This window comes from Candidatus Eremiobacteraceae bacterium (assembly GCA_035710745.1).
GTDB lineage: Bacteria > Vulcanimicrobiota > Vulcanimicrobiia > Eremiobacterales > Eremiobacteraceae > JANWLL01.
Genome location: DASTCX010000025.1, coordinates 151737 through 175525, shown reverse-complemented (window position 1 = coordinate 175525; position 23789 = coordinate 151737). Strand labels below are relative to the sequence as shown.

Genomic DNA, 23789 nt, shown 5'->3' with positions numbered 1-23789 from the left:
CGCGTGGATAAATCGCGCTTCGAGGCGTTCTCCGACGGCGTGTTCGCGTTCGCGATCACGCTGCTCGTGCTCGGCGTCGTGCTGCCGCAGCTCCATCAACCTTCGGAGGCGCAGCTCTCGTCGGCGCTGTTCGGGCTGTGGCCGAACGTCGTCGCCTACGTCCTCTCGTTCGCGGTCATCGGCATCATGTGGCAGAACCATCATGCGCTTTTCAGGATGATCGCGCACGTCGACCGCATGACCGTTTTCCTGAACTTACTGCTGCTCGCCGCCACCGCGTTCATCCCGTTCGCGACGAGCACGCTCGGCACGTATCCGACGATGCGCTCGTCGACGTTCCTCTACGGGATCGTGCTGACGCTGTGCGCGACGTTCTACAACCTGATGTTGCTGCATCTCGTCCGGCGCCGCGCGTTCCATGCGAGCGTCGGAGACGAGACGCTTCGAGCGACGATCAGGGCCTATCGCGTCGGTTGGGTGGGTTACGCGCTCGCGATGCTCGTAGCGCTCGTCGATCCGCTTGCGAGTTTCGCCGCCTACTTGCTAATCGCGGCATACTACGTGATCCCGCGCGGCGTCGATTCGGACGCGCTCTGACGGCTGTCCCGCATCGACAACGCCCAATACCCTGGTCGCCGAACTCCTTGACTGGTCCCGCACCGCTGCCGTATTATTACTTGGTTCGCCCGCACGATATCTATCGAGCGGCCCGCCGCTCGTCTGAAAAAGGCTCCTGATCCACCCATGAACACGCCCTTGCTCGCGATGCAGGACGTCCAGCGCGCCTGGTACGTCGTGGACGCCGACGGGAAAACGCTCGGCCGGCTCGCTACGCGCATCGCCAAATATCTGACCGGCAAGCACAAGCCGATCTACACCCCGCATTCGGACACCGGCGACTTCGTCGTCGTCGTCAATGCCGAGAAGATCCGTCTTACCGGCAAGAAGTGGTCCGACAAGATCTATTACCGCCACTCGCAATTCCCGGGCGGCCTGCGCGAGCGGACCGCCGGACAAGTGCGAGACGCGCACCCGACGCGGCTCATCGAGACCGCGGTGCGCGGGATGATCCCCGGCAACCGGCTGCGTTCGAAGCGCATGGCGCGTTTGCGCCTCTTCGTCGGGCCTGATCATACCCACGCTGCGCAAGCGCCGCAGCCGATGAAAGAGGTCTGATGGCAATCGCGACGACGACACCGCAGGGCACCGGACGCCGCAAGCGCGCGGTCGCGCGGGTCCGTTTGACCGCCGGCAGCGGCGAGATCAAAGTCAACAACCGGCCGATCGAGCAATATCTCGGCCGCGCCACGCTGCTGCAGATCGTGCGCCAGCCGCTCGAAGCGACGAACAGCATGACGCGCTTCAACATCGAGGTCGCCGCGCACGGCGGCGGTCTCACCGGCCAAGCCGGTGCGATCCGTCACGGCATAGCGCGCGCACTCCTGCGCGAAGACGAGACGCTCCGTCCGGTCCTCCGCAAGGCCGGCTTGCTCACGCGCGATCCGCGCGAGAAAGAGTCGAAGAAGTACGGCCGCAAGCGCGCGCGCAAACGCTTCCAGTTCAGCAAGCGCTAGATCTGAAAAGCGACGACAAAGACTAAAGAGGCGCGAGCAGATGCTCGCGCCTCGTCGCTTCAGGCCTTCGCGACCCCGTCCGATACCTCGAGCATGGACTTCAATCCGAACGACAAGAACCAAGAGCGGTACGTCGACTCACCCGTGTTCGCCGAGATCCTCATGATCCTGATGACCGTCGTGCTCGGGATCGCGACGTGGGGCAGCATCCATCAAACGTCGCCGAGCTATCTAGCGGCAGGGATCTTCGGGTTCTTCACGATTCTCTGCGCTATCGGCGTGCTGACGCAAAAGCGGCGGACGTTCACCTTCGACAAGGCGAGCCAAACGATGAGTTGGACGTCGCGCGGTCTGCGCGAGAACGCGTCGGGAAGCGTCGGCTTCAGCGACGTCAGCATCGGCCTCGACTCGATGATGGACAAGAACATGACGTTCTACCGGTTGATGATCGCCACGCCGAAAGGGACGTGGCCGCTCACGAACAGCTACGATCTACCGTTGAAGCAAGCTGAAGCTCAGGCGGCGCATCTCCGCGAACTGGTCGGCGGCGGTCACTGACCCGCGGTCGGGAGGCCGCTCTCGAGCCGTTTGTGCGAGTACATGCTCTGGTCGGCGTGCGCGATGAGATCACGCTTCGTCTGGCCATCGCGCGGGAAGACCGCGATGCCGGCGGCGAGCTCGATCGGGATCGGCGGGAAGCCCGCCTTCGCCTGCTCTTCGAGTTTGCGGCGCACACGGTTGAGGAGCATCTGCGCTCCGGGCTCGTCGGCTTGGGGTAAGATGACGAGGAACTCGTCGCCGCCGTAGCGTCCGCCGATGTCGGTCGCGCGCAAGCACATGCCGAGCGTCGTCGCCACGACGCGCAGCACTTCGTCGCCCGCTTGATGGCCGAACGTGTCGTTGAACGTCTTGAAGTTGTTGAGGTCGAAGAGCGCGATCGACAGCGGATGACCGGCGCGCCGCGCGCGGAGCAGCTCGAACTCGAGGCGCTCGTGCAGATACCGGTGGTTGAATATGCCCGTCAGCGAGTCTTCGTTCGCGCGGTCGCGAGCCCGGCCATAGAGGCGCGCGTTACGCACACCGAGCGCGAGCTGATTCGCGACCGTTTCGAGCACCTCGATCTCTTCGTCGGTGAAGCGGCGCGCCTCGCCCGATGAGTTGACCGACAGCGTGCCGATGACGCGGCCGCCGGCGACGAGCGGCACGATGACCGTGCCGCGCACGTGCATCAGCATCATCTCAGACCGGACATCCGCGAAGCGCGGATCGGCGAGAGCGTCCTCAGTGGCGATCGTGTGACGCCCGGTGACGGACTTCGCGAGCATCGACGAGCTTTGCAGCGGCAGTTTCACGCCGACCGACGTCGCATGGCCGTCCGGCCGGTATTCGGCGGCGATCTCGATGCGCATCTGGTCTTCGTCGAGGATGCCGACGCTGCAGCGATCGGCGCGGAGCCCGGCGGCGACGTTGCGCACCGCCGATTCGAGGATGCGGTCGAGGTTGAGCGTCGCGCTCGCCGCGGCCGACACGGCGTTGACGAGTTTGAGATCCTCTTGTCGCCGTTCGAGATACTCGGCGTATTTCTCCAGCTGGACGCGCGCCGCGCCGAGCGACTGGAGGCGCGCGCCAGCGGTCGCATATTGCCGCGCGTTCGACAACGCTATCGCGCACTGGTCGGCGAGAGCGGCGAGGATGCGGCGATCGCGTGCCGTGAACGCATCGCGAGCCTCGCTTTGCACGTCGAGGACGCCGAGCACTTGACCGCCGTACTTGAGCGGGTACGCGAGCTCCGACTGGACGTCGACCGTCGTCTGGACGTAACGCGCGTCCTTCGAGACGTCCGGCAGGTAGAGCATCTCGCCGGTGGCGGCGACCGAGCCGATGACGCCGCGATCCGGTTCGAGCGCCATCGCGCTCGCGTGGTCGCCGTGTCCGAGATGTGCCTTGAGCGCGAGCGCGGGCGGGTCGCCCTCGAGCGTGAGGATCGCGAGATGCGTGTAGCCGAGCTGATCCCGCAGCAGGCGCAGGATCGCGTCGTAGTCGACTTCGAGCCGCGAGACGAGAGCGCGGCCGACGCGCGTCAGTAGATCGTAATCTTCGATGCGCTCGGTGAGCGCGTGCGCGGACTGCGCGCGCAGCATCGCCGCCGCGGCTTGCTCGGCGAAGAGCCGCGCGAGTCCGGTCTCGCTCGGCGACAGCCGGATGATGCGGTCCCGGCCGCACAGGGCGAGGCTTCCGATGAGACGTCCTTGCTGGAGCAAGGGCACGAGGAACCAGTTCGTGATCCCCTCGGCGACCACGAGGTCCGTCTGGCCCATCGCGTCGATCTCGTCAGGTCCGATGAAGCGTTCGGTCGGCGGCGAGCCGTAGAGCGCGCGCAACGACGGTCCAGGGATGACGCGCGTGTGGCGATACGACTCGGACACGCCGTGGGTCGCCGCCAGCATGAAGTCGCCGCGCTCGTTCTCGAGCGCGATCGAGGCCGCGTCTGCTTTGAACGCCGAAGCCGCTTCGGTGACGATAGCCGCCATGATGCGGTCGAGGTGCGCTTCCGAGTTCGTCAGCGCTGCGAGGCGATGGAGCACCGACAGCTCGCGCATGCGCCGCCGTTCTTCGCGGAACATACCGGCGTTCTGGATGGCCGTCGCCGCCTGCTCCGCGAGCTCGAGAAGCAGCTCGACGTGCGCGGAGGAGTAGGCGTCCGGCCGGTACGACTGGACGGACATGACACCGATGACCCGGTCACGCAAGCGCATCGGCACGTAGAGCGCCGACGAGACGCGCGCTCCGGCCGAACCAGGCTCCATCGCGAATGCGTCGCGCTCCGCGTCGAGCACGAGCGGAAGCGAGCTTTCGAAGACCTGACGGACGTTGCCGCCGGAAAGCAGCGATTCGGCCTGGATGCGGACGCCGGATTCGACGGCGTACTCGGTCCGCAACGCGCCGGCTTCGCTGCTCTCGAGCGCGACGAAGAAGCTCGGTGCGTCCATGTGCCGGCACACTTGCTCGTGGATCGCCGCGAAAAGCGATTCGAGGTCGAGCTCACCGGCGAAGGCGGATGCCGTGTCGAGCAGCGTCGCGAGGCGGTCGGCGCGATCGAGCGCGGCGTTCGTGCGACGCGCGTACTCGAGCATCGTGGAGACGACCCGCCCGAGCGCGAGCGCATCGCGCTCGGCGCCGGCGTCGAAAGTCTGCATCTCGTCGAACGAGCAAAGCAAGAGGCCGAGCGGGCGCGGGCCGCGATCGCAGCGGATGACGAGCAGCGACGCGGCGTTCGTCCGCTGCACTTCCTCGGCGATCGCCCCCTCGAGCTCGAGCGCGAGCGAGAACGTCGCGACCGGCGAACCTTGCGTGACGACCGTCGCGACGGCCTCGCTCGACAAGGTCGACGGGAGCGCGTGCGGACCGTCCGGTGCGACGCGGGCCGCGCCGACGTACGCGCTGCGCGACTCGTCATAAAGGAAGACCGCGACCGCGTTCGCGCCGGTAAGCTGGAGCGCCGCCGCGCCGACGTCCGATGCGACCCCGAACCCCGGGTCGTCCAAGTATCGGATCGGCTCTTGGGCCGCCATCGTCTCGCGCATCTCCCGCCTATCCGTGGAGCACGTAGACGGGGATGAGACCCGCCTTGCCCTTGAGGCTTGCCATCCGGCGCGTCGCGGTAAGGCGGCCTTTGACGCACGCGTACGTCGCTTCGTCCGCGAGAACTTGGTTCGGCTCTGCGATCCCCTGCAGGCGTTGCGCGAGATTGACTGCATCGCCGACGACCGTGTATTCGAGCCGGCGCTCGGAGCCGATGTGTCCGGCGACGACGTCGCCGGTCGCAAGGCCGATGCTGACTGAAAGCGGCCAGAGAGCGCCGGGCTGTGCGTTGAGTGCGTGGACTTGCTGAAGGATCTGATGCGCCGCCGTCACCGCGCGTCGCGGATCGTCTTCGCTCGGCAGCGGCGCGCCGAACACCGCCATGATGCCGTCGCCGTAGAATTTGTCGAGCAACCCGGAGTTGGCGAAGATGACGTTGACGACCGGCTCGAGGTAGCGGTTGAGCAAATCGACGACCTGCTCGGGCATGAGGCGCTCGGAGAGTTCGGTGAAGCCGCGGATGTCGGCGAAGAGCATCGTCGCGCGGACGCGAGTGCCGCCGAGCGCGAACGCTTCGGGATCTTTGAGCAGTGCGTCGACGACGTGCGGCGCGAGATAGCGTTCGAACGAACGCGCGATGCGGCTGCTCTTCTCGACCTGCGCGAGGTTTTCGGCGACGAGCGCGCGGCTCTCGGTGAGATCGTTGAGAACGACGGCGGTGCCTGCGCCGCCGCCGGCCGCGCCGCGGATGCGGAAGAAGGTCAGCTGGAGGACGATGCCGCCGCGGACGAAGTGATCGCCGGTGATCTCGAGCACGAGCCGCGCATCCGATTGGGTCCTGAACCGCTCGACGAGCGACGAGAAGCCGGGCAGCCACGTGTTGAGGATGCGCGCGTTGCGCCCGACGAGCGTCGACGCCGACAATCCGAACGTGATCTCGGCCGCGCGGTTGAACTGCGCGATCGTGTCGGTCGAATCGAGGACGACGACGCCGGACGCGATCGACTCGAGGATCTCGTCCGTCTGACCTTTGATGCCGGATAGTTCGGCGAAGCTCTTCGTCAAGTCGTCGTAGAGCCGCGCGTTGTCGATCGCGACGGCGGCTTGGTCGGCGATCGTCGCGAGCAGCTCGGGATCGTGGTGGAGCAGGCTGTCGGGGCGGATCCGCGAGTCGACGTAGATGACGCCGACGACGCCGTCCTTGTTGCGGATCGGCACGCAGATGATGGACCGGATGTGGAGCGACCGGATGCTCGGGGCTTCGTCGACGTTCGGATCGTTCTGCGCATCCGTCGTCACGAGCGGCTCGCCCTCGCGCAGGACGCGCTCGACGATCGACCGGCTGATGGCGAACGACGGCGCCCCGATGTCGGACGGATCGAGGTTGCTCGCCGCGCTGTATTCGCGCGATCCGCCGGCGGGATCGGGGATGACGACGAGGCCGCGCTCGGCGGCAGTCGCTTCGACGGCAAGATCGACGACGAGTTGGAGAAGCGCAGGTACTTCGCGGACGGCGTTGATCGCTTTGCCGATGCGCACGAGCGTGTCGGCCCTGCGCAGCGCCTGCGCGAGCTCGACCTCGAGCCGCTGGGCTCGGGTCGCCGCGACCGACGCTTCGACCTCGCGCGCGCGCACGTCGTGGCGAGCGTCTGCGAGGAGTTCGATCAGACGATCGGCGGCGTTCTTCGCGCGTGCGGGCGGACGGCCGGACGTAGGCTTCGCATCGGCGAGCGAGCGCGCATCGTCGTACGCTTCGTCAAGACGCGAAGCGATGCGCTCCCACGGATTGTCACGCCGGTCGTGACTCATCTCACCACCCGATGCTCTAGGCGCGTCAGAACGAGCGGCGACAGCAATAGGCCCGACAGGCAAGGTCGGGACCGCCGCCTTCTCATCTATACTATCGGCTGCAAAGCCACCGGCTTCGAGCCGACGGGAGATCGAATATTTCCACGATTCGTACTGGTGTTCTTTCGCGGGAGCTCGCTTTCTCTGCCGCCACTACGCCGACAAACGCTGTTCATATGGTAAGCGTACGCTCGTTCTCGGCCGGAGGTCGTGCGAAATGGTCGATGGGTCGTTCGGGTTGGTCGAACAAGGTATGAACGTGGCGCAATTGCGGGCGCGCGTGCTCGCAGAAGACGCGGCGAACGCGCGCTCGAGCGGCTTCGTCGCACGCGACATAGCGCCGGCACCCGAGCTGAGCGATCGCGGTCTCGAGTTCGCGGCCGCCGTACGTTCGGCGCCCTCGTCTGGGGCGAGCGGCACGATCGAGTACGCGATGGGCGCGACCGCCGAGAATTCGCTGCGCTTTCGGGCGCTCGCCGACCAAGAGCGCGCGATGCTGCGCGAGTATCGCACCGTCGCGGAGGACGCGCGGCGATGAGCGCGTCAGCCTTCGACATCGCGGCCAGCGGAATGGCGGCGCACCGCGCCGAGATGGATCTCATCGCTGAGAATATCGCCAACGCGGGGATCCCACGTGACGGCTCGACCTTCCGCCCCCGCGCGCCCGTTCTTGAGCCGGCCGGCGAAGGCTCGTTCGCGAGCGCGCTCGACTCGGCGCTAGGATCCTACCCGACCGGGAGTTTAGCGTTCGACGACACATATGGCGTCGACGATGGCGATTCGGCGTTCGGGTTTGCGCTATTCGGCGGCGGTGTGCCCGAGCCGGTTCGAGTCGCCTCGATCGTTTCGAAGCCGGCCGGGGGTGACGATTCCATCGATCAAATGGTATCGCTCGTCGCGGCCGGACGAGCGTACGACGCGGACGTGGCGGCGCTTCAGGCGGCCAAACAAATGGACGTCGAGGCGATCGACGTCGACCGCGCATGAACGTCGATATCATCGACGGCGTCGCGCAGGCCGGCATGCCGGCCTCGGCCTCACCGAGAGCGACATCATCATTCGGAGACGCGTTGGCGAGTGCGCTCGGCGGCGCTGCCGATGCGCTGCACGGCGCAGACGTAGAGGCCGCCGTGCTCGCGGGTGGTGGGGGTGACGTCGCCGGTGCGTCGATCGCGCGAGCCAAGGCGGACGTCGCGCTCGAAGTCATCTCGGTCGCAGCGTCACGGGTGAGCAGCGCGGTCAACTCGCTCCTCCAGACGCAGGTGTGACCTGTGCTCGCGGAGATCCACCCCCGGCTGCCGACGCTCATCGAGCGATCGGGGGCGTGGGTGGGCAGACGTCGCGCCGGAGTCGCCGGCACGATCGCAGCAAGCGCCGTCGTCGCCGCCATAGCGCTATGCATCGGGCGCTTCCAGGGCGACGTGCCGCTGTTCGATGAGGCGTTGCGCCCATCGCAGACGAGCGACGTCGAAAGCGCGTTGACGCTTTGGGGGGAGACGTTTCGCGCCGATGCGCAGGGCACGCAGATTTTCGTCGCCGCTTCACGACGGCGCGATGTGCTCTTGCGGCTTACTCTAGCCGGTCTGCCGCGGCGCTACGTGCCGACCTCAGCCGACGTGCTCGGCGATCAGTCGAACGCGCTCACACCGCAGTCGATCCTCGACGACAGGCGCCGCTCCGGCATCGAAGGCGATCTCGTCGCCGGATTGCGCCGTATCGCAGGCATCGCCGACGCAGCCGTCGTGCTGCCGCCAGCGCAGCCCGATCCCCTCGCAGACCCCGATCGAACGGAACCGCCGAGCGCCGCAGTGCAGCTCATCATGCAGCCGGGGGCGACGCTCACCGCGGAAGCGGTGGCGGGCATCCGCCGCTTCATCGCCGCGGCGTACCCGGGGTTGTCGCCGGATCACGTCTCCGTCATCGACGCATCCGGTGCGGCGATCGGATCACCGCCGTCGCCGGATGCTGCGTTGACGAAGCAGCATCGCGTGCAAGGGTCGGTGCAATCGGCGCTCGACGCGGTCTTCGGAGCCGGCGTCGCCGTCGTGCGGGTGAGCGTCGCCGCGGCAGGCTCGGAGCAGCAGACGCAGAGCACGAAGGTCGTGCCGCACGGCGCCTTGAGCGCGGATGTCGCGCACGAGCGCGGCACGGAGTCGGGCAAGTCGTTCGACCGCGAGCGCACGACTCGTCGCTTCGCATACGATACGCTTTCGGAGCGCCGCGTCATGGCCGCTGACGCGCCGGTGCGAATGTCCGTGGCCGTCTTCCTCAACTCGTCGCGCGTCGCGTCGACGTCGGTATCGGAAGTCACCGCGCTCGTGCGGGCAGCCGCCGGTGCGGATCTCGCGACAGGCGACGAGGTCGTCGTCCAAACGCTCGCCTTCGCGTCGCCCGCTCCTTCGGCGGTGCCGTCGACAACGGAGGATCCGGACGCCCGCGCCGGCATCGCACGCGCGGCGGTCGCGTGCGCGCTCGCATTGTTCGGCTTTGCGACGCTGCCGCTCACGCGCGCCCGCGGGCTTGCTTCGGAAAAGGCGCCTCAAGCGAAGACGCCGGTCTCTTTTTCCGCGATCGACACGCATGCCGAGCGCTCCCGATCGATTCTCGCGTCGATCGCGGGCGAATCGCCGCAGGCTGCCGCATACGTGCTCGCCGTCGAGTCGCACGACGTGCGCGAAGGCGTTCTGCGTCGCTGTGCGCCGGAGCGACGCGATGCGATCGTCGCCTATCTCGACCTTCGCTCGTCAGCCGAGGTAATACGACCGTGACAGCCGACGGCTTTGCGCCGTTCGTGCCGCGCGTGGTGATAGCACGGCGGCTAGTGCAAGAGACACCGCCAGAACTCGACACGGACGCCGTGGAAGAAGAAGTTCTGCCAGAACTGCACCAGATCGATCTCGAGAAGCCCGCCGAAGTTCGCGACGACGAAGCGAATTGTCGCGACGAGGCGCGAACCGCTGCGTCGGTGCGCGAACGTGCTACCAAGATCGCCGGCGAGGCCTGTGCGCGGGCGCTCCGCGAGGCGATCGCAAGGAATCCGCTATTCGTCGCTCGTTTCGTCGACGACGCGATGGAAGTCGCCGGTCAAGGATCGGGCACGACGGTCCGGCTCTCGCCGGTCGATGCGGCTGCATGCCGCGATCGCGTCGCCGCGAGCGTCGCCGCGGACGAGACTCTCGCGTCCGGCGACGTCGTCGTGGAGACCGCGCATGGAATCGTCAGCGCGACCGTCGACCAACGCGCGCGGCTCCTCGCCCGCGCCGTCGCCGACTCGTCATGATCGCTGAGGAACCGCTGCCGCTTTCGCACACGTCTGCGGACGGATGGATCCGCCATGGCACGGTGGCAGCAGTATCGCGCCGCAAGATGCGCGCCGTCATGCCGGGCCTTGCGATAGGTGCGTGCGTCCAAGTCGAGCGCCGCGGACGGCCGGATATCGTCGCCGAAGTGGTCGACCTCGACGGAACGTGCGCCACGTGCGTGCCGCTCGGAGATTCGACCGGCGTGGTCACGGGAGCTCGCGCGAGTTCGAGCGGCGCTCGCATCGGTTCGTTCGTGGGCAGCACGCTGCTCGGCCGCGATACGGATGCCTGGGGGCGTGCGGACGGTGTCCGCGACGCGCGTGTCATCTGCGCTGACGATCCATGTGGCACTTTTGATCGAGTCGCGATCAACCGTGCGTTGTACACCGGCGTCGCTGCGATCGATGCGTTCGCTACGCTCGGGTACGGCCAGCGGATCGCCCTGTTCGCCGGCGCCGGCGTCGGCAAGACGTCGCTCTTGCGGAGTATCGTGCAAAGCGCCGCAGTCGATGCACGGGTCATCGCGCTCGTCGGCGAGCGCGGTCGCGAAGCCGCAGAGCTCATCGAATCGCTGCGAGCGGACCCGCGACGGTCGACGACGACGGTCGTCTGCGCGACCGCCGACGCACCCGCACTCGAGCGGCTCGCGGCGATCCGTACCGCGACGCTCCACGCTCGGGCGCTGGCGTGGGAAGGCCGCGACGTGTTGCTCGTCGTCGATTCACTCACGCGCGCTGCGACGGCATGGCGCGAGCACGCGCTCGAGGCGGGCGAATCGCCCGCGCATCGTGGCCACCCGCCATCGCTCGCATCTGTCCTCGCTTCGCTCGTCGAACGCGCCGGCGCCTGGAAGGGCGGCAGCGTCACGGGCATCTATTCGGTGTTGGTCGACGGCGACGACGTGCGCGAACCCGTCACGGACTCCGTCCGCGGACTGCTCGACGGTCATATCGTCTTGTCGAGACGGCTGGCCGAAGCCGGCAGTTTTCCGGCTATCGACGTTCTCCGCAGCCTGAGCCGCTTGATGCCTAGCGTGGCGTCCGACACGCATCTCGCGGCCGCGACGACGGTTCGAGCTGCCCTCGCGACCCTCGAACGGTCTGAGGACTTGTTCGCGATCGGCGCTTACGAACCCGGAGGCGATGCGGCGCTCGATGCTGCGGTCGCGGTGCGCGGTGAGATCGCAGCGCTTCTCCACGGCGAGGCGGCGATGGCCGAGCCTTTACCGGTGCGGACCCTCGAAGCGCTCGCATCGATCGCCGGTCGCCTGAGTGCCGCGTCAACGCCGGCCGTCGAGCAGCGGCGAGCGGGAGCGAGGGGTGCCGCCAAGCGACGAGTCGTCAGACGCTAGACGACACGCACGCGCGCCGCGATATCTCGCACGCGGACAACTCCGCAGGAGCGCATTGATGGATATATCTCCGGCTTCGTCGATCGGCCTTGACGCTTTTTCCGACTCGGATCCGCTTGCCAACGCCGGTGCGTTCGCAGGCGAGGTCGGATCGACCCAGACCTTTGAGGACGCGATCGAACCGTCGACTTCGAACACGCGAGTCGCCGGACCGGGGGATCGATTGCTCGAGGAAGCCCAAACCGGCGTGGCCGGACTCGAGCGCCGCTTCACGGCGTTCACCCACCTGCTGCGCCGAGAATTGTCGACGCTCGAGAGCCGATGTTCCGTCGCGTTGCGCTCGCTGTTCGGGGCTTCGCCGATCCAAGCGCAGCCGGCTTCAAACGCCACGAGCGAGTCGGATCAGACTTCAGGCGCTGCGCCGCCCAGCCGCTTCGCGGGAATCATCGATGCCTCGGCGCGTCGTAACCGCCTCGACCCGGCGTTGCTCGACGCGGTCATCCGCCAAGAATCAGGCTTTCGCGCCGACGTCGTCTCGGGTGCCGGTGCGGTCGGCCTCATGCAATTGATGCCCGGCACCGCGCGCGAGCTCGGCGTCTCAGATCCATTCGACCCGGCGCAGAACGTCGAGGGCGGCGCCAAATACCTGCGCTCGCTTCTCGACCGCTACGATGGCCGGCTCGATCTCGCGCTCGCCGCGTACAATGCCGGGCCGGGGGCCGTCGATCACTTCGGCGGAGTGCCCCCGTATCGAGAGACGCAAGAGTACGTCAGCAGCATCATGGCGGGTTACAGGTCAGCGGTGCTGCGCGCCGGGTAAAGGGAACGGGCCCGCGCGCCGACAATCTTATCGAGAATGATTCTCGATAACAAAAGGGCGTCGCTCGCCGCAACCTCAGTCGCGATCGCTCTCGCGTGCGTCGTCGCCGCGGCATGCACTGGCCGCTCGGACTCCGGCACCGCGCACCCGCAAGTGGCTCCCGCGCCACGCCTGCGTGTCGCTTGCACGATCACGACATTATGCTCGCTCGTCGCTTCGGTCGGCGGCGATCGCATCGACCTCCACGGCATCGTGCCCGCCGGTGCCTCTCCGGAGACGTTCGAACCGCGACCCGACGACATGGTCGCGCTTTCCGGCGCGAGCGTGCTCTTCGAAAACGGCCTTGGACTCGAGGCGTGGCTCGCGCGGCTCATCGACGCCGCCGGCGGGGCCGGCTTGCGTATCGTGACGTTGTCGGACTCGGTACCGGCGACGGATATTGCGTCGGGCAATCCACATCTATGGATGGACCCGGTGTACGCCGCCGATTACGTCGCGATGATCGCGCGCACGTTGGAATCCGCCGATCCGCAGAACGCCTCCGTCTACGAGCTGAACGCGAGCATCGAGACGGCGCGGCTCGTCTCGCTCGACGGCTGGATACGGTTCCATATCAACACGATCCCGCGCGAGCATCGGGCGATGATCTGCTTCCACGACGCGTGGCTCTACTTCGACCGGCGCTACGGTATCAGGGACGTCGGCGCGATCGAGCCGCTGCCCGGTCAAGAACCGGCACCGGGGTCGTTCGCGCGGCTGATCGCGCTCGCGAAGTCGAACCACGTGCGCGCCGTCTTCGGCGAACCGCAATATTCGCCGAAGCTCGCGGATGCGCTCGCCTCGGGCGCGAACATCGCTCTCGTCACCGACCTTTACGACGACACGCTCGGGACCGGCGGCGTCGCGGCCGACTACGATTCCATGATGCGCCACGACGTCGAGACGATCGTCGACGCTTTGCGCAGATGAGCGAGGAGCGGATGACCGAACACGACGTCGATCACCACGACCACACGCACGTGTCGCCCAGCGAGCTAGCATCGCCCGCCGACCATAGCCATTCGATAGCGCCGACGGCGCCGCATCTCCACCCGCACGAGGGGCACACGCGCGGTACGAGCGCGGTCATCGCCGAAGCGCTGCGCGCGCGGGGCGCGGCTGAACCGGCCGTCGACTTCGAAGGTGTATGCGCCGGCTATTTCGGCCGCGATGTCCTCGACGAGGTCACGTTCGAAGTCGAACGCGGCGAATTCGTCGGCATAATCGGGCCGAACGGCTCGGGCAAGTCGACACTCCTCAAGGCGATCGCCGGCATCCATCCTATCGAGTGCGGCGCCGCATGGGTGCTCGGGGCCGAGCCGAGCGACGTCGATAAACGGCGCATCGGCTACGTGCCGCAAGCCGAATCCGTGAATTGGTCGTTCCCGGTCACCGTCAGCGACGTCGTCCTCATGGGTCGCTATGGGCGCCTCGGCCTTTTCCACCGTCCGTCAACCTCCGACTTGGAATTGGTCGATCAGGCGCTGGCGGAGGTCGGCATGTCGCAGTGGCGCGACTCGCAGATAGGTCAGCTGTCGGGCGGTCAGCAGCAGCGGACGTTCGTCGCCCGCGCCCTCGTGCAACAGCCGGATCTCCTTTTGCTCGACGAGCCGATCGCGGGCGTCGACGCGGCAAGCCAGCACGCGATCTTCACGCTGCTCGAAAAGCGCAACCGCGCCGGCACGACGATCATCGCCTCGACCCACGACTTATCGTGCGTCGCGACGTGGTTCGGCAAGGTGCTCTGCCTGAACCACCACGTCATCGCATTCGGGCCGCCGGACGTCGTGCTCACACGCGACACGCTTGCGGCGACGTTCGGCAGCCATCCGTTGTTGATCGGCGGCGACGGAGAGGCGCGCCTGTGATCCATTGGCTCGCCGATCCGCTGCAAAACGCGTTCATGGTGCGCGCGCTCGTCGCGTCGACGTTCATCGGGCTGACGTGTTCCGTCATCGGCGTCTTCGTCGTGCTACGCAACCTGTCGTTCATCGGCGATGGTCTGGCGCACGCGTCCTTCGCCGGCATCGTCATCGCGTACATGATGAAGGCGAACCTCTACGTCGGCGGTCTCGTCGTCGCGGTGCTCACCGCTCTCGGCATCGGTTCGATCGCCAAGCGTTCGGAGCTTTCGCTCGACACGACGATCGGCGTCCTGTTCACGGCGGCGTTCGCGCTCGGCGTCCTGCTGATGTCGCGCGCGCGCAGCTACTCGTCGGACCTGCAAGACTTCCTGTTCGGCAACATCCTCGGCGTCGACCGCCTCGACATCATCCTGGTGGTCTCGCTCGCCGCGCTCGTCCTCGCTATCGTCATGCTGCTCTACAAGGAGCTGCTCTTCTCGTCGTTCGATCCGGTCATGGCGCAAGCGAGCGGACTGCCGACCGATTTCCTCTACTACCTGCTGCTCGTCTTGTTGGCGGTGACGATCATCGTCTCGCTTCAGGCGGCCGGCATCGTGCTCGTCGCGGCGCTTCTCGTCACGCCCGCGGCGACGGCATATCAGCTGACGACACGCTTCGGCACGATGATGGTGGTCTCAGCCGTGGTCGGCGTCGTCTCGTCGATCGGCGGACTGTACTTGTCGTACTATCTCGACGCCGCGTCCGGAGCGACGATCGTCCTCACCGCGACCGCGTGTTTTTTCCTGGCGATGATATTCTCACCTCGCCGGCGTTCGCTGCTCTCGGCCGTGCTCGCGTCGCGGCGCGCGACGGTGCGCGCGCGATGACGAAGGATCAGGCCCGGCGCGACGTGCGCGCCGCGCTTTCGGGCGGCTCGTTCCGCGTCACCAAGCAGCGGCTGGCGATCGTCGAAGAGCTGGCCGCCGTCGAACGGTACGCGACCGCAAAAGACCTTCATCAACGGCTGTCGCGAAAGCGCAGCGGCATCGGACTCGCGACGATCTATCGGACGCTCGAGACGCTCGAGGCTATCGGCGCGGCGTCGGTCCGCACCCAGGGCCGCGGCGAAAGCGCATATCTTTTCTGCTCGCCCGAACATCATCACCATGCGGTGTGCACGAAGTGCGGCAAGGTCGAGGACGTGCCATGCCGGTCGATAGGCCGCATCGAGCGCGACCTCACGCAAGCGCTCCGCTTCAAGACGACTCAGCACCGCTTCGAATTCTTCGGTCTGTGCGACCGTTGTTCGTGACCCGAAAGGGGAGCGGTCGAGATTTATCTCGACCGCCGCGGTCTTGCGATCGTGATGAATAGGGAGCGGTCGAGATTTATCTCGACCGCCGCGGGAATGGCATTAGCCGCCGCGTTTTTGGGCGCAGCGTCACCATCACCGTCACCGATGCCGACCGCAACACCGTCAACGACGCCATCGCCATCGCCGCCGCGAATTCCGCCTGCAGTCCCGGTCGCACTACACGTGGGCGACTCGATCAGCGATCGGCAGTTATTCGCCTATCTCTCGTATCCGGTCGCTCCCGGCGACTGGGTGCGCTACCGCGTCGTCTTCGCCGACGGTTTAACAGTCGATAAGACGGTCGGCTTCGCGAGCGAACGGGTCGCGGGGACGCCGACGCTGTTCATCGAGACGCACGTGCGCGCGCAGCCCGTCAGCGGACTTCCGGCCGAGACCACCGTCGGCATCGGCACGGACGCCGTGTTGAAGACGTATATCATCGGCTCCACGCTGGGAGATCTTGCACGGACGTACCGCGTGCTCACGAGCGCGTTGAAAGTCTCGAGCTTCGAGTACGAGGTCTCTCCCGGAAGCGGCGCGACGTATTCGATCTTGACCGGCGCCGTCGATTCGTCACCGCGGTATGGCAGGTTACGTTCGATCGACGCGGTCGACATGCGTATCGGCCGGACCATCGTCCACGCGACGCACCTCGTCGCGGAGTTGCCGTTGCGATCGCTCCCCGCCGGTGGAGTCGACTTGCCGATCACGATGGACGTCTGGCAATCTCCCGACGTGCCGCTCGGCACGGTCGCGATCAAGGCCGGTGGCGGGCGATACATCGATTGGCGCCTGGTCGCGTTCGGTCACGGCGGCTATCGCTCGATGTTCTCCAAGACCCTCGATCAGATCCGCAGCGCATCGCAGCCCGCGATGCCGTAGCAGGCCGCCCGAGCTAAAGCTCGACCGCTACACTCAATATCAGCGCAAGGTCGACCGCTCCATCCGAGTTTCAGAGCAGGCTTTGATGACGGCCGGGCTGAAGTTTGTTAACCATGGTTAACACAGGCGGGGATCGGTGGCCCGATCGCGCCCGCCAAGATTATTTGAAATCGATCTACCTGGCGGGGAGCGGTGAGGCCGTCAAGGCCGCCGACGTCGCGCGACGGCTCGGCGTCTCGAGAGCGTCGGTGAGCAAGCGCGTGAGAGAGCTCGAGCGCGCCCGGCTCGTCGAGCGCGACAAGTCGGGCGTCGCTCTAAGATTGACGCAGGCCGGGCGGCGGATCGCGCTCGCGGTCATCCGCCGGCATCGGATAGTCGAAACGTTTCTCCACGGCTCGCTCGGAGTGCCGCTCGACCGGCTCCACGCGGAGGCGGAGCGCATCGAACATGCCGTGTCGGACGATGTCGCGCTGCGGCTCGAGCGGCTCATGCGCTTTCCCGAGATCGATCCGCACGGCGACGCGATCCCGGACGCACGCGGCAGACTCGTCCGCGTCGCCGATGAAGCGCTGCCGCTGATCGCGACCGGCGTCCTAGCGCACGTGAGCAGGATCGACGACCGCGTACCGTCCGTCGTCCGCGTGCTCGAGCGCGCCGGCGTGCTGCCGGGTGCGAAAGTTCGCGTCATCGCGAAGCGCGCCGGCGAGACCCGGCTTCGCATCGGTGCGAGGACCGTGTCGTTGTCGGCAAAGGCATCGAGCGCAGTTCGCGTCCGTCGTCGGTCGTCGATCGCGAAACGGACGGTCGCGTGAGCGACGCGGTCATCGCGCAAGAACCATCGAGCACGCTTACCGAAGCGCGCGCTTCCCTCGAGGGGCGGCGCCGTGGCATCGCCGCGCTGCTGCCGTTCCTCGGTCCCGCGATTATCGCATCTGTGGCATACATCGATCCCGGAAACATCGCGACCGACGTCCAAGGCGGCGCGCAGTTCGGCTACCGGCTACTCTGGGTCGTGGTCTTCGCGAGCCTCACGGCGATGTTCGTCCAAGCGCTCTCCGCGAAAGTCGGCATCGCCACCGGACGCAATCTTGCGGAGCTGTGCCGCGACCACTTCGGCGCACCCGCCGCATACGCGCTTTGGGTCGTCGCCGAGATCGGCGCGATGGCGACGGACGTCGCCGAGTTCGTCGGCGCCGCGGTCGGCTTCTATCTGCTGCTTCGCGTGCCGCTCCTTTGGGGTGCCGGACTTGCGGCGGTCGCGGTCATCGCACTCCTCGCGCTCGAACGGCGGGGTTTCCGGCGGCTCGAAGCCGCGATGGCGACCTTCGTCGTCATCATCGGTGGGGCGTACGTCTTCGAGCTGATCGTCGCGCATCCGACCGGCTGGGTTTCGGGCGGCGCATTCGCCATCACGCTCCCGCAAGGCGCGTTGTATCTCGCGGTCGGCATCATCGGCGCGACGGTCATGCCGCACATCGTCTTCCTCCACTCGTCGCTGACGCAGAATCGCATCAAGCCGTCGAACGAAGCGGATGCCAAACACATCTACCGCTTCGAGCTGATGGACGTCGTCATCGCGCTCGGGGCGGCGGGCATCATCAATGTCGCAATGCTCGTCGTCGCAGCGGCGGCCTTCCACTCGTCCGGGCACGCGGATGTCGCGACCATCGGTCAAGCCTACCAGATGCTGACGCCGGCGCTCGGACCGGCAGCGGCGGCGGCGTTCGCGATAGCGCTCCTCGCGTCGGGCCTATCGTCCTCGGCGGTCGGCACGATGTCGGGTCAGGTCATCATGCAAGGCTTCGTACGCTTCTCGATCCCGCTTTGGGTGCGGCGGGCGGTGACGATGATCCCGAGCTTCATCGTTATCGGGCTCAGTCAAAATCCGCAGGTGGTGCTCGTCTTCACCCAGGTCGTGCTGTCGTTCGTCTTGCCGTTCGCGCTCGTGCCGCTCGCGCTCCTCACGTCGCGCAAGGACGTCATGGGCGGGCTCGTCAACTCGCGCGCGACGACTGCGATCGCCTGGCTCGTCGTCGCGCTCATCATCGCCTTCAACGTCGTGCTCATCGGCGCGCAATTCACGGCGCGATGACGCGCATGCCGCCGGGCACGACGGCGATCCTCGCATGCTCGACCGTCGCCAGCTCGCCGTCGACATGCATAGCGACTTTTCGATCGACGTCGATCTCGAGCGACGCAGCGCGCGACGAATCGACGTTCGGCTGACCGACGTGGGAGCCGGCACGCATGCGCTGCATGAGCGAGAGCCGGCGGAAGAATCCCTGGACATCCGAGAAGACGTTGACGTCGAGCAGTCCGTCATCGAGCGACGCGCCAGGCGCGCCTTTGAAACCGCCGCCGTAGTCCGGGCCGTTGCCGATCGTCACCATGACGCCGTCGTCGCGGCGAATCGTCGTATCGCCGACATGGACGACGATGCCGACGGGTTTGACCATGAACAGGCCGGCGAGCGCGGCCGCGTAGTATGAAGGTCCGGGCGGAAACCCGCGCGCGCGCATGCGCGCCGATAACGCGCCGACCTCTGCGTCCAACCCGATGCCGACGCAGTTCGCGAAACGGCGTCCGTTCACGGTGCCGAAGTCGACCGGCCTTGACGCACCGCGATCGATAGCGTCGATAGCCGCGTCGATGCTCGCGATCCCGAGCGCGGTCGCGAAATCGTTGCCCGATCCGACGGGGACGATTGCGAGCGTCACGGCGGAAGGGTCGGCGAGCGCGTTGAGCGCGATCGAAAGCGTGCCGTCTCCGCCGACGGCGATGAGCGCCGGTCGCTCACCGGTGGCGACGACGTCGCGGATCGCATCGCGCATGCGCAGGTCGAAACCGTCGGCGAGCGACGTCTCGAGCACCGCAGCGATCTTGCCGTCGAGCCTCGTCGTGACGGCGCGAAGCGCTTCGTGCGCACCGCGGCGTCCTGCTGCCGGATTGAAGACGACGACGGCCGCGCGCCGGTCTGCCATCGAGCGATGCGGGTTCCGCCAGGCGCGGACCGCGGCCTTCCCGAACCTGCGCCGCCATGAGCAAGAAGAAGAAAGCGTCGGCATCCGGTCCGCGTCCGTCGCCCGGCCAAGGCCGCCGCCCTGGCCTGACGCCGGCGATCGCCGGCGCCGCCCTGGGCGTCTTCGTGCTCGTCGCGATCGTCTGGATCTGGCGCGGTGCGCACCCGGGAGCTCCGGCTGCGGCGACAACGGGGTCGCCGTCCGCGACTGCGACGGCTTCGTTGCCTCCATTTCCTGGCGCGTCATTCCCATCGCAAGGCCACGCACATCTGGATCCCGGGGCCAAAGACGACTTCGTCTATAACTCCAACCCGCCGACGAGCGGGCCGCACAAAGAGATCTTCTCCGATCAATTCGTGAGCCCGAATCCGCTCCCGGTATACGTCCAGGTGCATCTGCTCGAACACGGCAACGTGCTGCTCCAATACAGCTGCACGTGTCCGGACGTGGCTGCGAGCCTCAGCTCCATCGCTTTCAGCTTCGACGCGCCGCTCATCGCGCCGAACGAGCTCCAGCCTTCCGTGCAAGAGGTGCAGCAAGGCGAGGAAGTCGGCAAGGCCGTCATCGTCGCGCCGTATCCGCACATGAAAGCCCGCATCGCGCTCACCGCGTGGACGCACCTCGCCACGCTGCAATCCGCCGACAAGTCGAAGATCGATTCGTTCATCAATCTATATCTGACGAACGAAGCGAACGCCGCTAAGTAACGCTTCGCAACGGACCCGACAGGAGAAGGTATGAACACCAGGATCGTACCGCTCGTCATCGTTCTCGCCATCGTCGCGATCGCCGGGTGGCTCGTCTCATCGTACAACACGCTCGTCGCGCTCGACCAAGGAGTCCAAGCTCAGTGGGGACAGGTCGAGAACGTCTACCAGAGGCGTGCCGACCTCATCCCGAACCTCGTCGCAACCGTGAAGGGCGTCGCCAACTTCGAGAAGAGCACGTACATCGCGGTCGCAGAGGCGCGCGCGAGGGTCGGGCAAGTGACGATCCACGGCACCGAGAATCTGCCCACCGACGCGCAGGCCCTCGCGAAGTATCAGGCAGCGCAGGACGGTTTGAGTTCGGCGCTCTCGCGGCTGCTCGCGGTCGTCGAGAATTATCCTGACCTCAAGGCGAATGAGAACTTCCTCGACCTCCAATCGCAGCTCGAAGGGACGGAGAACAGGATCGCGGTCGAGCGCATGCGCTACAACAGCGCGGCGCAAAAATTCAATACGATGCGCCTATCGTTTCCGACGAACATAGTAGCTGGGATGTTCGGCGACAAGTTCAAGGAGAAGGCATACTTCCAGGCGACCCAGGGCGCCGAGACCGCGCCGAAAGTCCAGTTCTGATCGCGTGAAAGCCTCGCTCGCGTGCGCCCTCGCGGCGTCCGCGCTTGTGTTCGCCGCGGCTGCGCGCGCCGACGAACCGCCCGTTCCGCCTTTACCGACGAGCTGGGTGACGGACAATGCAGCCTTTCTCTCGGCCGGCGAGCGCGAGAATCTCGATAACGAACTGCAAAGCTATCAGACGAAGACCGGACATCAAGTCATCGTCTGGATCGGTCAGTCGACCGGCGATACACCGCTCGAAGGATTCACGATCAACGCGTTCACGAAGTGGAAGGTCGGACGCAAGGGTCTCGACGACGGCGCCGTGCTTTTCGTTTTCGCGCAAGATCACAAGCTTCGCATCGAGGTCGGTTACGGTCTCGAGCCGATGCTCACGGACGCGCGGTCGTCGGAGATCATCAGGGACGTCATCGTTCCGAAGATCCGCGCCGGTGACGACGACGGGGCCGTCCAAGGCGGCGTCGACGCGATGATCGCCGCGATCGGCGGACAGCCCGAGCCCACGACAAGTCCGAGCGGGTCTAACGAAGCCGGACCGCTGATCGGATTCGCATTCTTCATCGTCATCTGGCTGTTCGTGATGGGTATGATCATCGCCGCGCGACGATCGCACACGTTCGGAAGCGGACGCGGTTACGGCGGTTACGGCGGCTTTTGGGGCGGACTCGGGGGAGGCGGCTTCGGCGGCGGCGGGTTCGGCGGCGGAGGCGGAGGCTTCTCGGGTGGCGGCGGCATGGGCGGCGGCGGAGGCGCATCCGGAGGATGGTGAAGCGCCAGGCGCACAACATCGATCCCGAGCGCATCGTCCGCGCCATCGTCGACGCGGAACGGAATACGACGGGTCAGATCCGCGTGTCGATCGCGCCGCCGCCGTGGGGCAGCGTGCGAAAAGCGGCCGAACGCACTTTCACGCGGCTCGGGATGACGCAGACGCCGCAGCGCAACGGTGTGCTCATCTTCGTCGTGCCGTCGCGCCGAGAATTCGTCATCCTCGGCGACGTCGCTATCCACGAGCGCGTCGGTCAAGAGTTTTGGGAGCGGGTCGCGGGGTCGATGTCGGAGCGGATCCGCAGTGGCGACCTAACGGACGGCATCGTGCATGGCATCGAAGCCTCGGGTGCAGAGCTCGCGTCGCACTTCCCGCCGGATGGCGGCTCGGGTGGCGGCGGATCGCTCCCGAACGCCGTCGATATGTGAGGACGCGAAAAGCGTCCTAGCCGCCCGCTTTCTGGATCGCGGCGACGAGCGTCTTCTCGTCGATCTCGCCGCTGTGCGCGTATCTGATCGTGCCCTTTGCGTCGACGATATAGATGCCGGGAAAGCCGGCGAATCCCCACGTCTTCGCGACGGTGAGATTTTGGTCGAACGCAGACGGCCACGTCACGTTGAATTGTTCGTCAAAAGCGTCGACATCGGCTTGCGTCTCAGGGACCTCATTGTCGGGCGTGCTCGCCATGCCGATCGGCGATCCAGTCGCCGAGACCATGCCGAGCTTATCGAGCGGGAACCGCTTGCGGATGTCGCGTAGGACGCTCGTCATGCGTTGGCAGTGCGGGCACCACGTCGCGAAGATCTCGAGCAGATATGGCTCGCCCGCGAACGAGTCTTGCGTGAGGACCCCGCTCTTCGTCGTCACCGAAAAGCCCGGCGCCTTCGTGCCGACTTTCAGCGGCGGCGGTATCGAAGGAAGCGCGTTCGGGGCGACCGCCGCACCGCTCACCTGCGAGTTGCGCTGGACGACCGCGTACGCGATGATGCCGACCATCGCGATGACGAGGACGATCGCCGCAATGGTGCCGCCGCTCATACCTTTGGGGGAATCGCCTTGACTGCGTTGCTGTCGGCGGCGTTCGGACCGCGTGCTCATATCGCTCCTTTGATCGCGCGCATCGCGCTCGGGCTCGTCTTTCTCGCCGCCGGTGGGCTCAAGATCGGGCATGCATCGGATCTCGCGGCGACCATAACCGCTTTCGGGTTCGGACTACCTCCGGTCCTCGTCGCGATCGCCGCGATCGCGCTTCCGCCATTCGAGGTGCTCCTCGGCGTGTATCTCATCGGCGGTTGGCTTCTGTCCACCACCTCGGTCGTCGCGTCAGCGCTGCTCGCGCTTTTCATCGGCGTCGTCGCGTCGGTCGTCGCACGCGGCTTGCAAGTCTCATGCGGCTGCTTCGGTTCGGCCGACACTGCGCCCGCGACATGGTGGACGGTCGTGCGAGACGCGGTCTTCCTCATCCCGGCGCTCTATCTCGTGTGGTGGTCTCGCGTTTCGGGCAAACATCAATCCGGCGCGTGACCGCGGAAAAAGCGCGCGAGCTCCTTTTGATCCATCGAGTAAATATCGAGTGGGCTGGATTCAAACCACCGCACGAAACGGAGAAACTCTTCAGTGGCAGGTACCTTGCCAGCCCTGATATCTTCCAGCACCGCGCTCAACAAGATCATCCCCAAGTCTTGCCTTCCGAGCATCGCGTGGACGACTGCTAAGGTGTAGCGAAAACCATAGTATTCTCCAGCTAGCCGCTCGATAAGGGATTGGCGCATCGATTCCAGCGTCATGTGCTGTTCGATAAAGGCCAATCCGCGTGTCTGGATTTCCCCCACACACGCATCGACGGGAGAAAGGTCGCCCGCGTCTTCAACTGTCCAGGATCTATGTGTGCTTGTGGGCGGCAGATTGGAAAGTAGATTTACGACCGTCGGCATGCTAGATCGATACGGGATGCCTCGAAACGCGGAAACGATCATGTTGACACGAGCTTCGCGAACGCCGATCGCTGGGTCTAAGTTGACGACTCGCCCTCCCGCCCACGAGTTCAGATTCACGCCAATCAAG

The 23789-nt window shown here is 66.2% G+C and carries 28 protein-coding genes; 23 read left to right on the top strand and 5 right to left on the bottom strand.

What is annotated here, in order from left to right; all coding sequences use genetic code 11:
• Positions 1-3: 3 nt before the first annotated feature.
• The 4 genes from VFO25_10395 to VFO25_10380 all read left to right on the top strand — a co-directional run bounded on the left by VFO25_10395 (position 4) and on the right by VFO25_10380 (position 2132).
• On the top strand, positions 4-597 hold the full coding sequence (locus VFO25_10395; GenBank protein ID HET9343310.1) for a TMEM175 family protein: 594 nt from the start codon (positions 4-6) through the stop codon (positions 595-597).
• Positions 598-744: 147 nt separating this feature from the next.
• Positions 745-1176, top strand: coding sequence for a 50S ribosomal protein L13 (gene rplM / locus VFO25_10390; GenBank protein HET9343309.1), 432 nt, complete (start codon positions 745-747; stop codon positions 1174-1176).
• Positions 1176-1574 (top strand): 30S ribosomal protein S9, encoded by a 399-nt coding sequence (gene rpsI / locus VFO25_10385; GenBank protein ID HET9343308.1) that lies wholly within the window; start codon positions 1176-1178, stop codon positions 1572-1574. The genes rplM and rpsI overlap by 1 nt, the downstream gene beginning before the upstream one ends.
• Before the next feature lie 93 nt (positions 1575-1667).
• On the top strand, positions 1668-2132 hold the full coding sequence (locus VFO25_10380) for a hypothetical protein (protein HET9343307.1): 465 nt from the start codon (positions 1668-1670) through the stop codon (positions 2130-2132).
• Here the strand turns inward: VFO25_10380 and VFO25_10375 are convergent.
• The gene (locus VFO25_10375; protein ID HET9343306.1) at positions 2126-5158 is read right to left on the bottom strand and encodes a GAF domain-containing protein; all 3033 of its coding nucleotides are present in this window, start codon (positions 5156-5158) and stop codon (positions 2126-2128) included. The two genes, VFO25_10380 and VFO25_10375, sit on opposite strands and share 7 nt — an antisense overlap.
• Positions 5159-5165: 7 nt before the next feature.
• Positions 5166-6965: an adenylate/guanylate cyclase domain-containing protein gene (locus tag VFO25_10370; GenBank protein ID HET9343305.1), complete on the bottom strand. Its 1800-nt coding sequence runs from the start codon at positions 6963-6965 to the stop codon at positions 5166-5168.
• Between the two features lie 298 nt (positions 6966-7263).
• On the opposite strand from VFO25_10370, the gene VFO25_10365 reads away from it, so the two are divergent.
• The 14 genes from VFO25_10365 (at position 7264) to VFO25_10300 (ending at position 18688) form a co-directional block, all read left to right on the top strand.
• Positions 7264-7542, top strand: a complete 279-nt coding sequence (locus VFO25_10365) for a hypothetical protein (protein HET9343304.1) — start codon at positions 7264-7266, stop codon at positions 7540-7542.
• Positions 7539-7991: a flagellar basal body protein gene (locus VFO25_10360; GenBank protein HET9343303.1), complete on the top strand. Its 453-nt coding sequence runs from the start codon at positions 7539-7541 to the stop codon at positions 7989-7991. The genes VFO25_10365 and VFO25_10360 overlap by 4 nt, the downstream gene beginning before the upstream one ends.
• Positions 7988-8272, top strand: a complete 285-nt coding sequence (locus tag VFO25_10355; protein HET9343302.1) for a flagellar hook-basal body complex protein FliE — start codon at positions 7988-7990, stop codon at positions 8270-8272. The genes VFO25_10360 and VFO25_10355 overlap by 4 nt, the downstream gene beginning before the upstream one ends.
• Positions 8273-8275: 3 nt before the next feature.
• Complete coding sequence (locus VFO25_10350) at positions 8276-9772, top strand: flagellar M-ring protein FliF C-terminal domain-containing protein (protein ID HET9343301.1); 1497 nt, start codon at positions 8276-8278, stop codon at positions 9770-9772.
• A complete protein-coding gene (locus VFO25_10345) occupies positions 9769-10284 on the top strand; it encodes a FliH/SctL family protein (protein ID HET9343300.1) in 516 nt (171 codons plus the stop codon). Before VFO25_10350 ends, VFO25_10345 begins: the two co-directional genes overlap by 4 nt.
• Positions 10281-11657, top strand: coding sequence for an EscN/YscN/HrcN family type III secretion system ATPase (locus VFO25_10340; protein ID HET9343299.1), 1377 nt, complete (start codon positions 10281-10283; stop codon positions 11655-11657). Before VFO25_10345 ends, VFO25_10340 begins: the two co-directional genes overlap by 4 nt.
• Positions 11658-11715: 58 nt before the next feature.
• A complete protein-coding gene (locus VFO25_10335) occupies positions 11716-12477 on the top strand; it encodes a lytic transglycosylase domain-containing protein (GenBank protein HET9343298.1) in 762 nt (253 codons plus the stop codon).
• A gap of 36 nt (positions 12478-12513) precedes the next feature.
• The gene (locus VFO25_10330) at positions 12514-13446 is read left to right on the top strand and encodes a metal ABC transporter substrate-binding protein (protein ID HET9343297.1); all 933 of its coding nucleotides are present in this window, start codon (positions 12514-12516) and stop codon (positions 13444-13446) included.
• A gap of 11 nt (positions 13447-13457) precedes the next feature.
• A complete protein-coding gene (locus tag VFO25_10325; protein HET9343296.1) occupies positions 13458-14384 on the top strand; it encodes a metal ABC transporter ATP-binding protein in 927 nt (308 codons plus the stop codon).
• Positions 14381-15247, top strand: coding sequence for a metal ABC transporter permease (locus tag VFO25_10320; protein HET9343295.1), 867 nt, complete (start codon positions 14381-14383; stop codon positions 15245-15247). The genes VFO25_10325 and VFO25_10320 overlap by 4 nt, the downstream gene beginning before the upstream one ends.
• The gene (locus VFO25_10315) at positions 15244-15672 is read left to right on the top strand and encodes a transcriptional repressor (protein ID HET9343294.1); all 429 of its coding nucleotides are present in this window, start codon (positions 15244-15246) and stop codon (positions 15670-15672) included. Before VFO25_10320 ends, VFO25_10315 begins: the two co-directional genes overlap by 4 nt.
• A 225-nt stretch (positions 15673-15897) precedes the next feature.
• Positions 15898-16596 carry a hypothetical protein gene (locus VFO25_10310; GenBank protein HET9343293.1) on the top strand — a complete coding sequence of 233 codons (699 nt, stop codon included), beginning with the start codon at positions 15898-15900 and terminating at the stop codon, positions 16594-16596.
• Between the two features lie 164 nt (positions 16597-16760).
• The gene (locus VFO25_10305; protein ID HET9343292.1) at positions 16761-17408 is read left to right on the top strand and encodes a metal-dependent transcriptional regulator; all 648 of its coding nucleotides are present in this window, start codon (positions 16761-16763) and stop codon (positions 17406-17408) included.
• Entirely contained in the window at positions 17405-18688 is a 1284-nt protein-coding gene (locus tag VFO25_10300) for an Nramp family divalent metal transporter (protein HET9343291.1), read from the top strand. The genes VFO25_10305 and VFO25_10300 overlap by 4 nt, the downstream gene beginning before the upstream one ends.
• Here VFO25_10300 and VFO25_10295 read toward each other — a convergent pair.
• On the bottom strand, positions 18675-19577 hold the full coding sequence (locus tag VFO25_10295; protein ID HET9343290.1) for a diacylglycerol kinase family protein: 903 nt from the start codon (positions 19575-19577) through the stop codon (positions 18675-18677). The genes VFO25_10300 and VFO25_10295 overlap by 14 nt on opposite strands.
• Positions 19578-19633: 56 nt before the next feature.
• Here VFO25_10295 and VFO25_10290 point away from each other — a divergent pair, with 56 nt between their 5' ends.
• The 4 genes from VFO25_10290 to VFO25_10275 are packed head-to-tail and all read left to right on the top strand — an operon-like array spanning position 19634 to position 22153.
• On the top strand, positions 19634-20323 hold the full coding sequence (locus VFO25_10290; protein HET9343289.1) for a DUF3105 domain-containing protein: 690 nt from the start codon (positions 19634-19636) through the stop codon (positions 20321-20323).
• 30 nt (positions 20324-20353) lie between these two features.
• Positions 20354-20956 carry a LemA family protein gene (locus VFO25_10285; GenBank protein ID HET9343288.1) on the top strand — a complete coding sequence of 201 codons (603 nt, stop codon included), beginning with the start codon at positions 20354-20356 and terminating at the stop codon, positions 20954-20956.
• 4 nt (positions 20957-20960) lie between these two features.
• Positions 20961-21725: a TPM domain-containing protein gene (locus VFO25_10280; GenBank protein HET9343287.1), complete on the top strand. Its 765-nt coding sequence runs from the start codon at positions 20961-20963 to the stop codon at positions 21723-21725.
• Positions 21719-22153, top strand: a complete 435-nt coding sequence (locus tag VFO25_10275; protein HET9343286.1) for a TPM domain-containing protein — start codon at positions 21719-21721, stop codon at positions 22151-22153. The genes VFO25_10280 and VFO25_10275 overlap by 7 nt, the downstream gene beginning before the upstream one ends.
• 16 nt (positions 22154-22169) lie before the next feature.
• Here the strand turns inward: VFO25_10275 and VFO25_10270 are convergent, their stop codons facing one another.
• Complete coding sequence (locus tag VFO25_10270) at positions 22170-22823, bottom strand: TlpA disulfide reductase family protein (protein ID HET9343285.1); 654 nt, start codon at positions 22821-22823, stop codon at positions 22170-22172.
• Positions 22824-22832: 9 nt separating this feature from the next.
• Between VFO25_10270 and VFO25_10265 the strand changes: the two genes are divergently transcribed.
• Entirely contained in the window at positions 22833-23249 is a 417-nt protein-coding gene (locus VFO25_10265; protein ID HET9343284.1) for a MauE/DoxX family redox-associated membrane protein, read from the top strand.
• Here the strand turns inward: VFO25_10265 and VFO25_10260 are convergent.
• Positions 23234-23701: a hypothetical protein gene (locus tag VFO25_10260; GenBank protein ID HET9343283.1), complete on the bottom strand. Its 468-nt coding sequence runs from the start codon at positions 23699-23701 to the stop codon at positions 23234-23236. The two genes, VFO25_10265 and VFO25_10260, sit on opposite strands and share 16 nt — an antisense overlap.
• Between the last annotated feature and the right edge of the window lie 88 nt (positions 23702-23789).

What these genes read in the sequence shown, in the direction of transcription:
- rplM (HET9343309.1), top strand. Translation starts at nt 745, where the DNA reads ATGAACACGCCCTTGCTCGCGATGCAGGACGTCCAGCGCGCCTGGTAC.
- rpsI (HET9343308.1), top strand. Translation starts at nt 1,176, where the DNA reads ATGGCAATCGCGACGACGACACCGCAGGGCACCGGACGCCGCAAGCGC.
- VFO25_10380 (HET9343307.1), top strand. Translation starts at nt 1,668, where the DNA reads ATGGACTTCAATCCGAACGACAAGAACCAAGAGCGGTACGTCGACTCA.
- VFO25_10375 (HET9343306.1), bottom strand. Translation starts at nt 5,158, where the DNA reads ATGCGCGAGACGATGGCGGCCCAAGAGCCGATCCGATACTTGGACGAC.
- VFO25_10370 (HET9343305.1), bottom strand. Translation starts at nt 6,965, where the DNA reads ATGAGTCACGACCGGCGTGACAATCCGTGGGAGCGCATCGCTTCGCGT.
- VFO25_10360 (HET9343303.1), top strand. Translation starts at nt 7,539, where the DNA reads ATGAGCGCGTCAGCCTTCGACATCGCGGCCAGCGGAATGGCGGCGCAC.
- VFO25_10355 (HET9343302.1), top strand. Translation starts at nt 7,988, where the DNA reads ATGAACGTCGATATCATCGACGGCGTCGCGCAGGCCGGCATGCCGGCC.
- VFO25_10340 (HET9343299.1), top strand. Translation starts at nt 10,281, where the DNA reads ATGATCGCTGAGGAACCGCTGCCGCTTTCGCACACGTCTGCGGACGGA.
- VFO25_10335 (HET9343298.1), top strand. Translation starts at nt 11,716, where the DNA reads ATGGATATATCTCCGGCTTCGTCGATCGGCCTTGACGCTTTTTCCGAC.
- VFO25_10330 (HET9343297.1), top strand. Translation starts at nt 12,514, where the DNA reads ATGATTCTCGATAACAAAAGGGCGTCGCTCGCCGCAACCTCAGTCGCG.
- VFO25_10325 (HET9343296.1), top strand. Translation starts at nt 13,458, where the DNA reads ATGACCGAACACGACGTCGATCACCACGACCACACGCACGTGTCGCCC.
- VFO25_10315 (HET9343294.1), top strand. Translation starts at nt 15,244, where the DNA reads ATGACGAAGGATCAGGCCCGGCGCGACGTGCGCGCCGCGCTTTCGGGC.
- VFO25_10295 (HET9343290.1), bottom strand. Translation starts at nt 19,577, where the DNA reads ATGGCAGACCGGCGCGCGGCCGTCGTCGTCTTCAATCCGGCAGCAGGA.
- VFO25_10290 (HET9343289.1), top strand. Translation starts at nt 19,634, where the DNA reads ATGAGCAAGAAGAAGAAAGCGTCGGCATCCGGTCCGCGTCCGTCGCCC.
- VFO25_10285 (HET9343288.1), top strand. Translation starts at nt 20,354, where the DNA reads ATGAACACCAGGATCGTACCGCTCGTCATCGTTCTCGCCATCGTCGCG.
- VFO25_10275 (HET9343286.1), top strand. Translation starts at nt 21,719, where the DNA reads ATGGTGAAGCGCCAGGCGCACAACATCGATCCCGAGCGCATCGTCCGC.
- VFO25_10270 (HET9343285.1), bottom strand. Translation starts at nt 22,823, where the DNA reads ATGAGCACGCGGTCCGAACGCCGCCGACAGCAACGCAGTCAAGGCGAT.
- VFO25_10260 (HET9343283.1), bottom strand. Translation starts at nt 23,701, where the DNA reads ATGATCGTTTCCGCGTTTCGAGGCATCCCGTATCGATCTAGCATGCCG.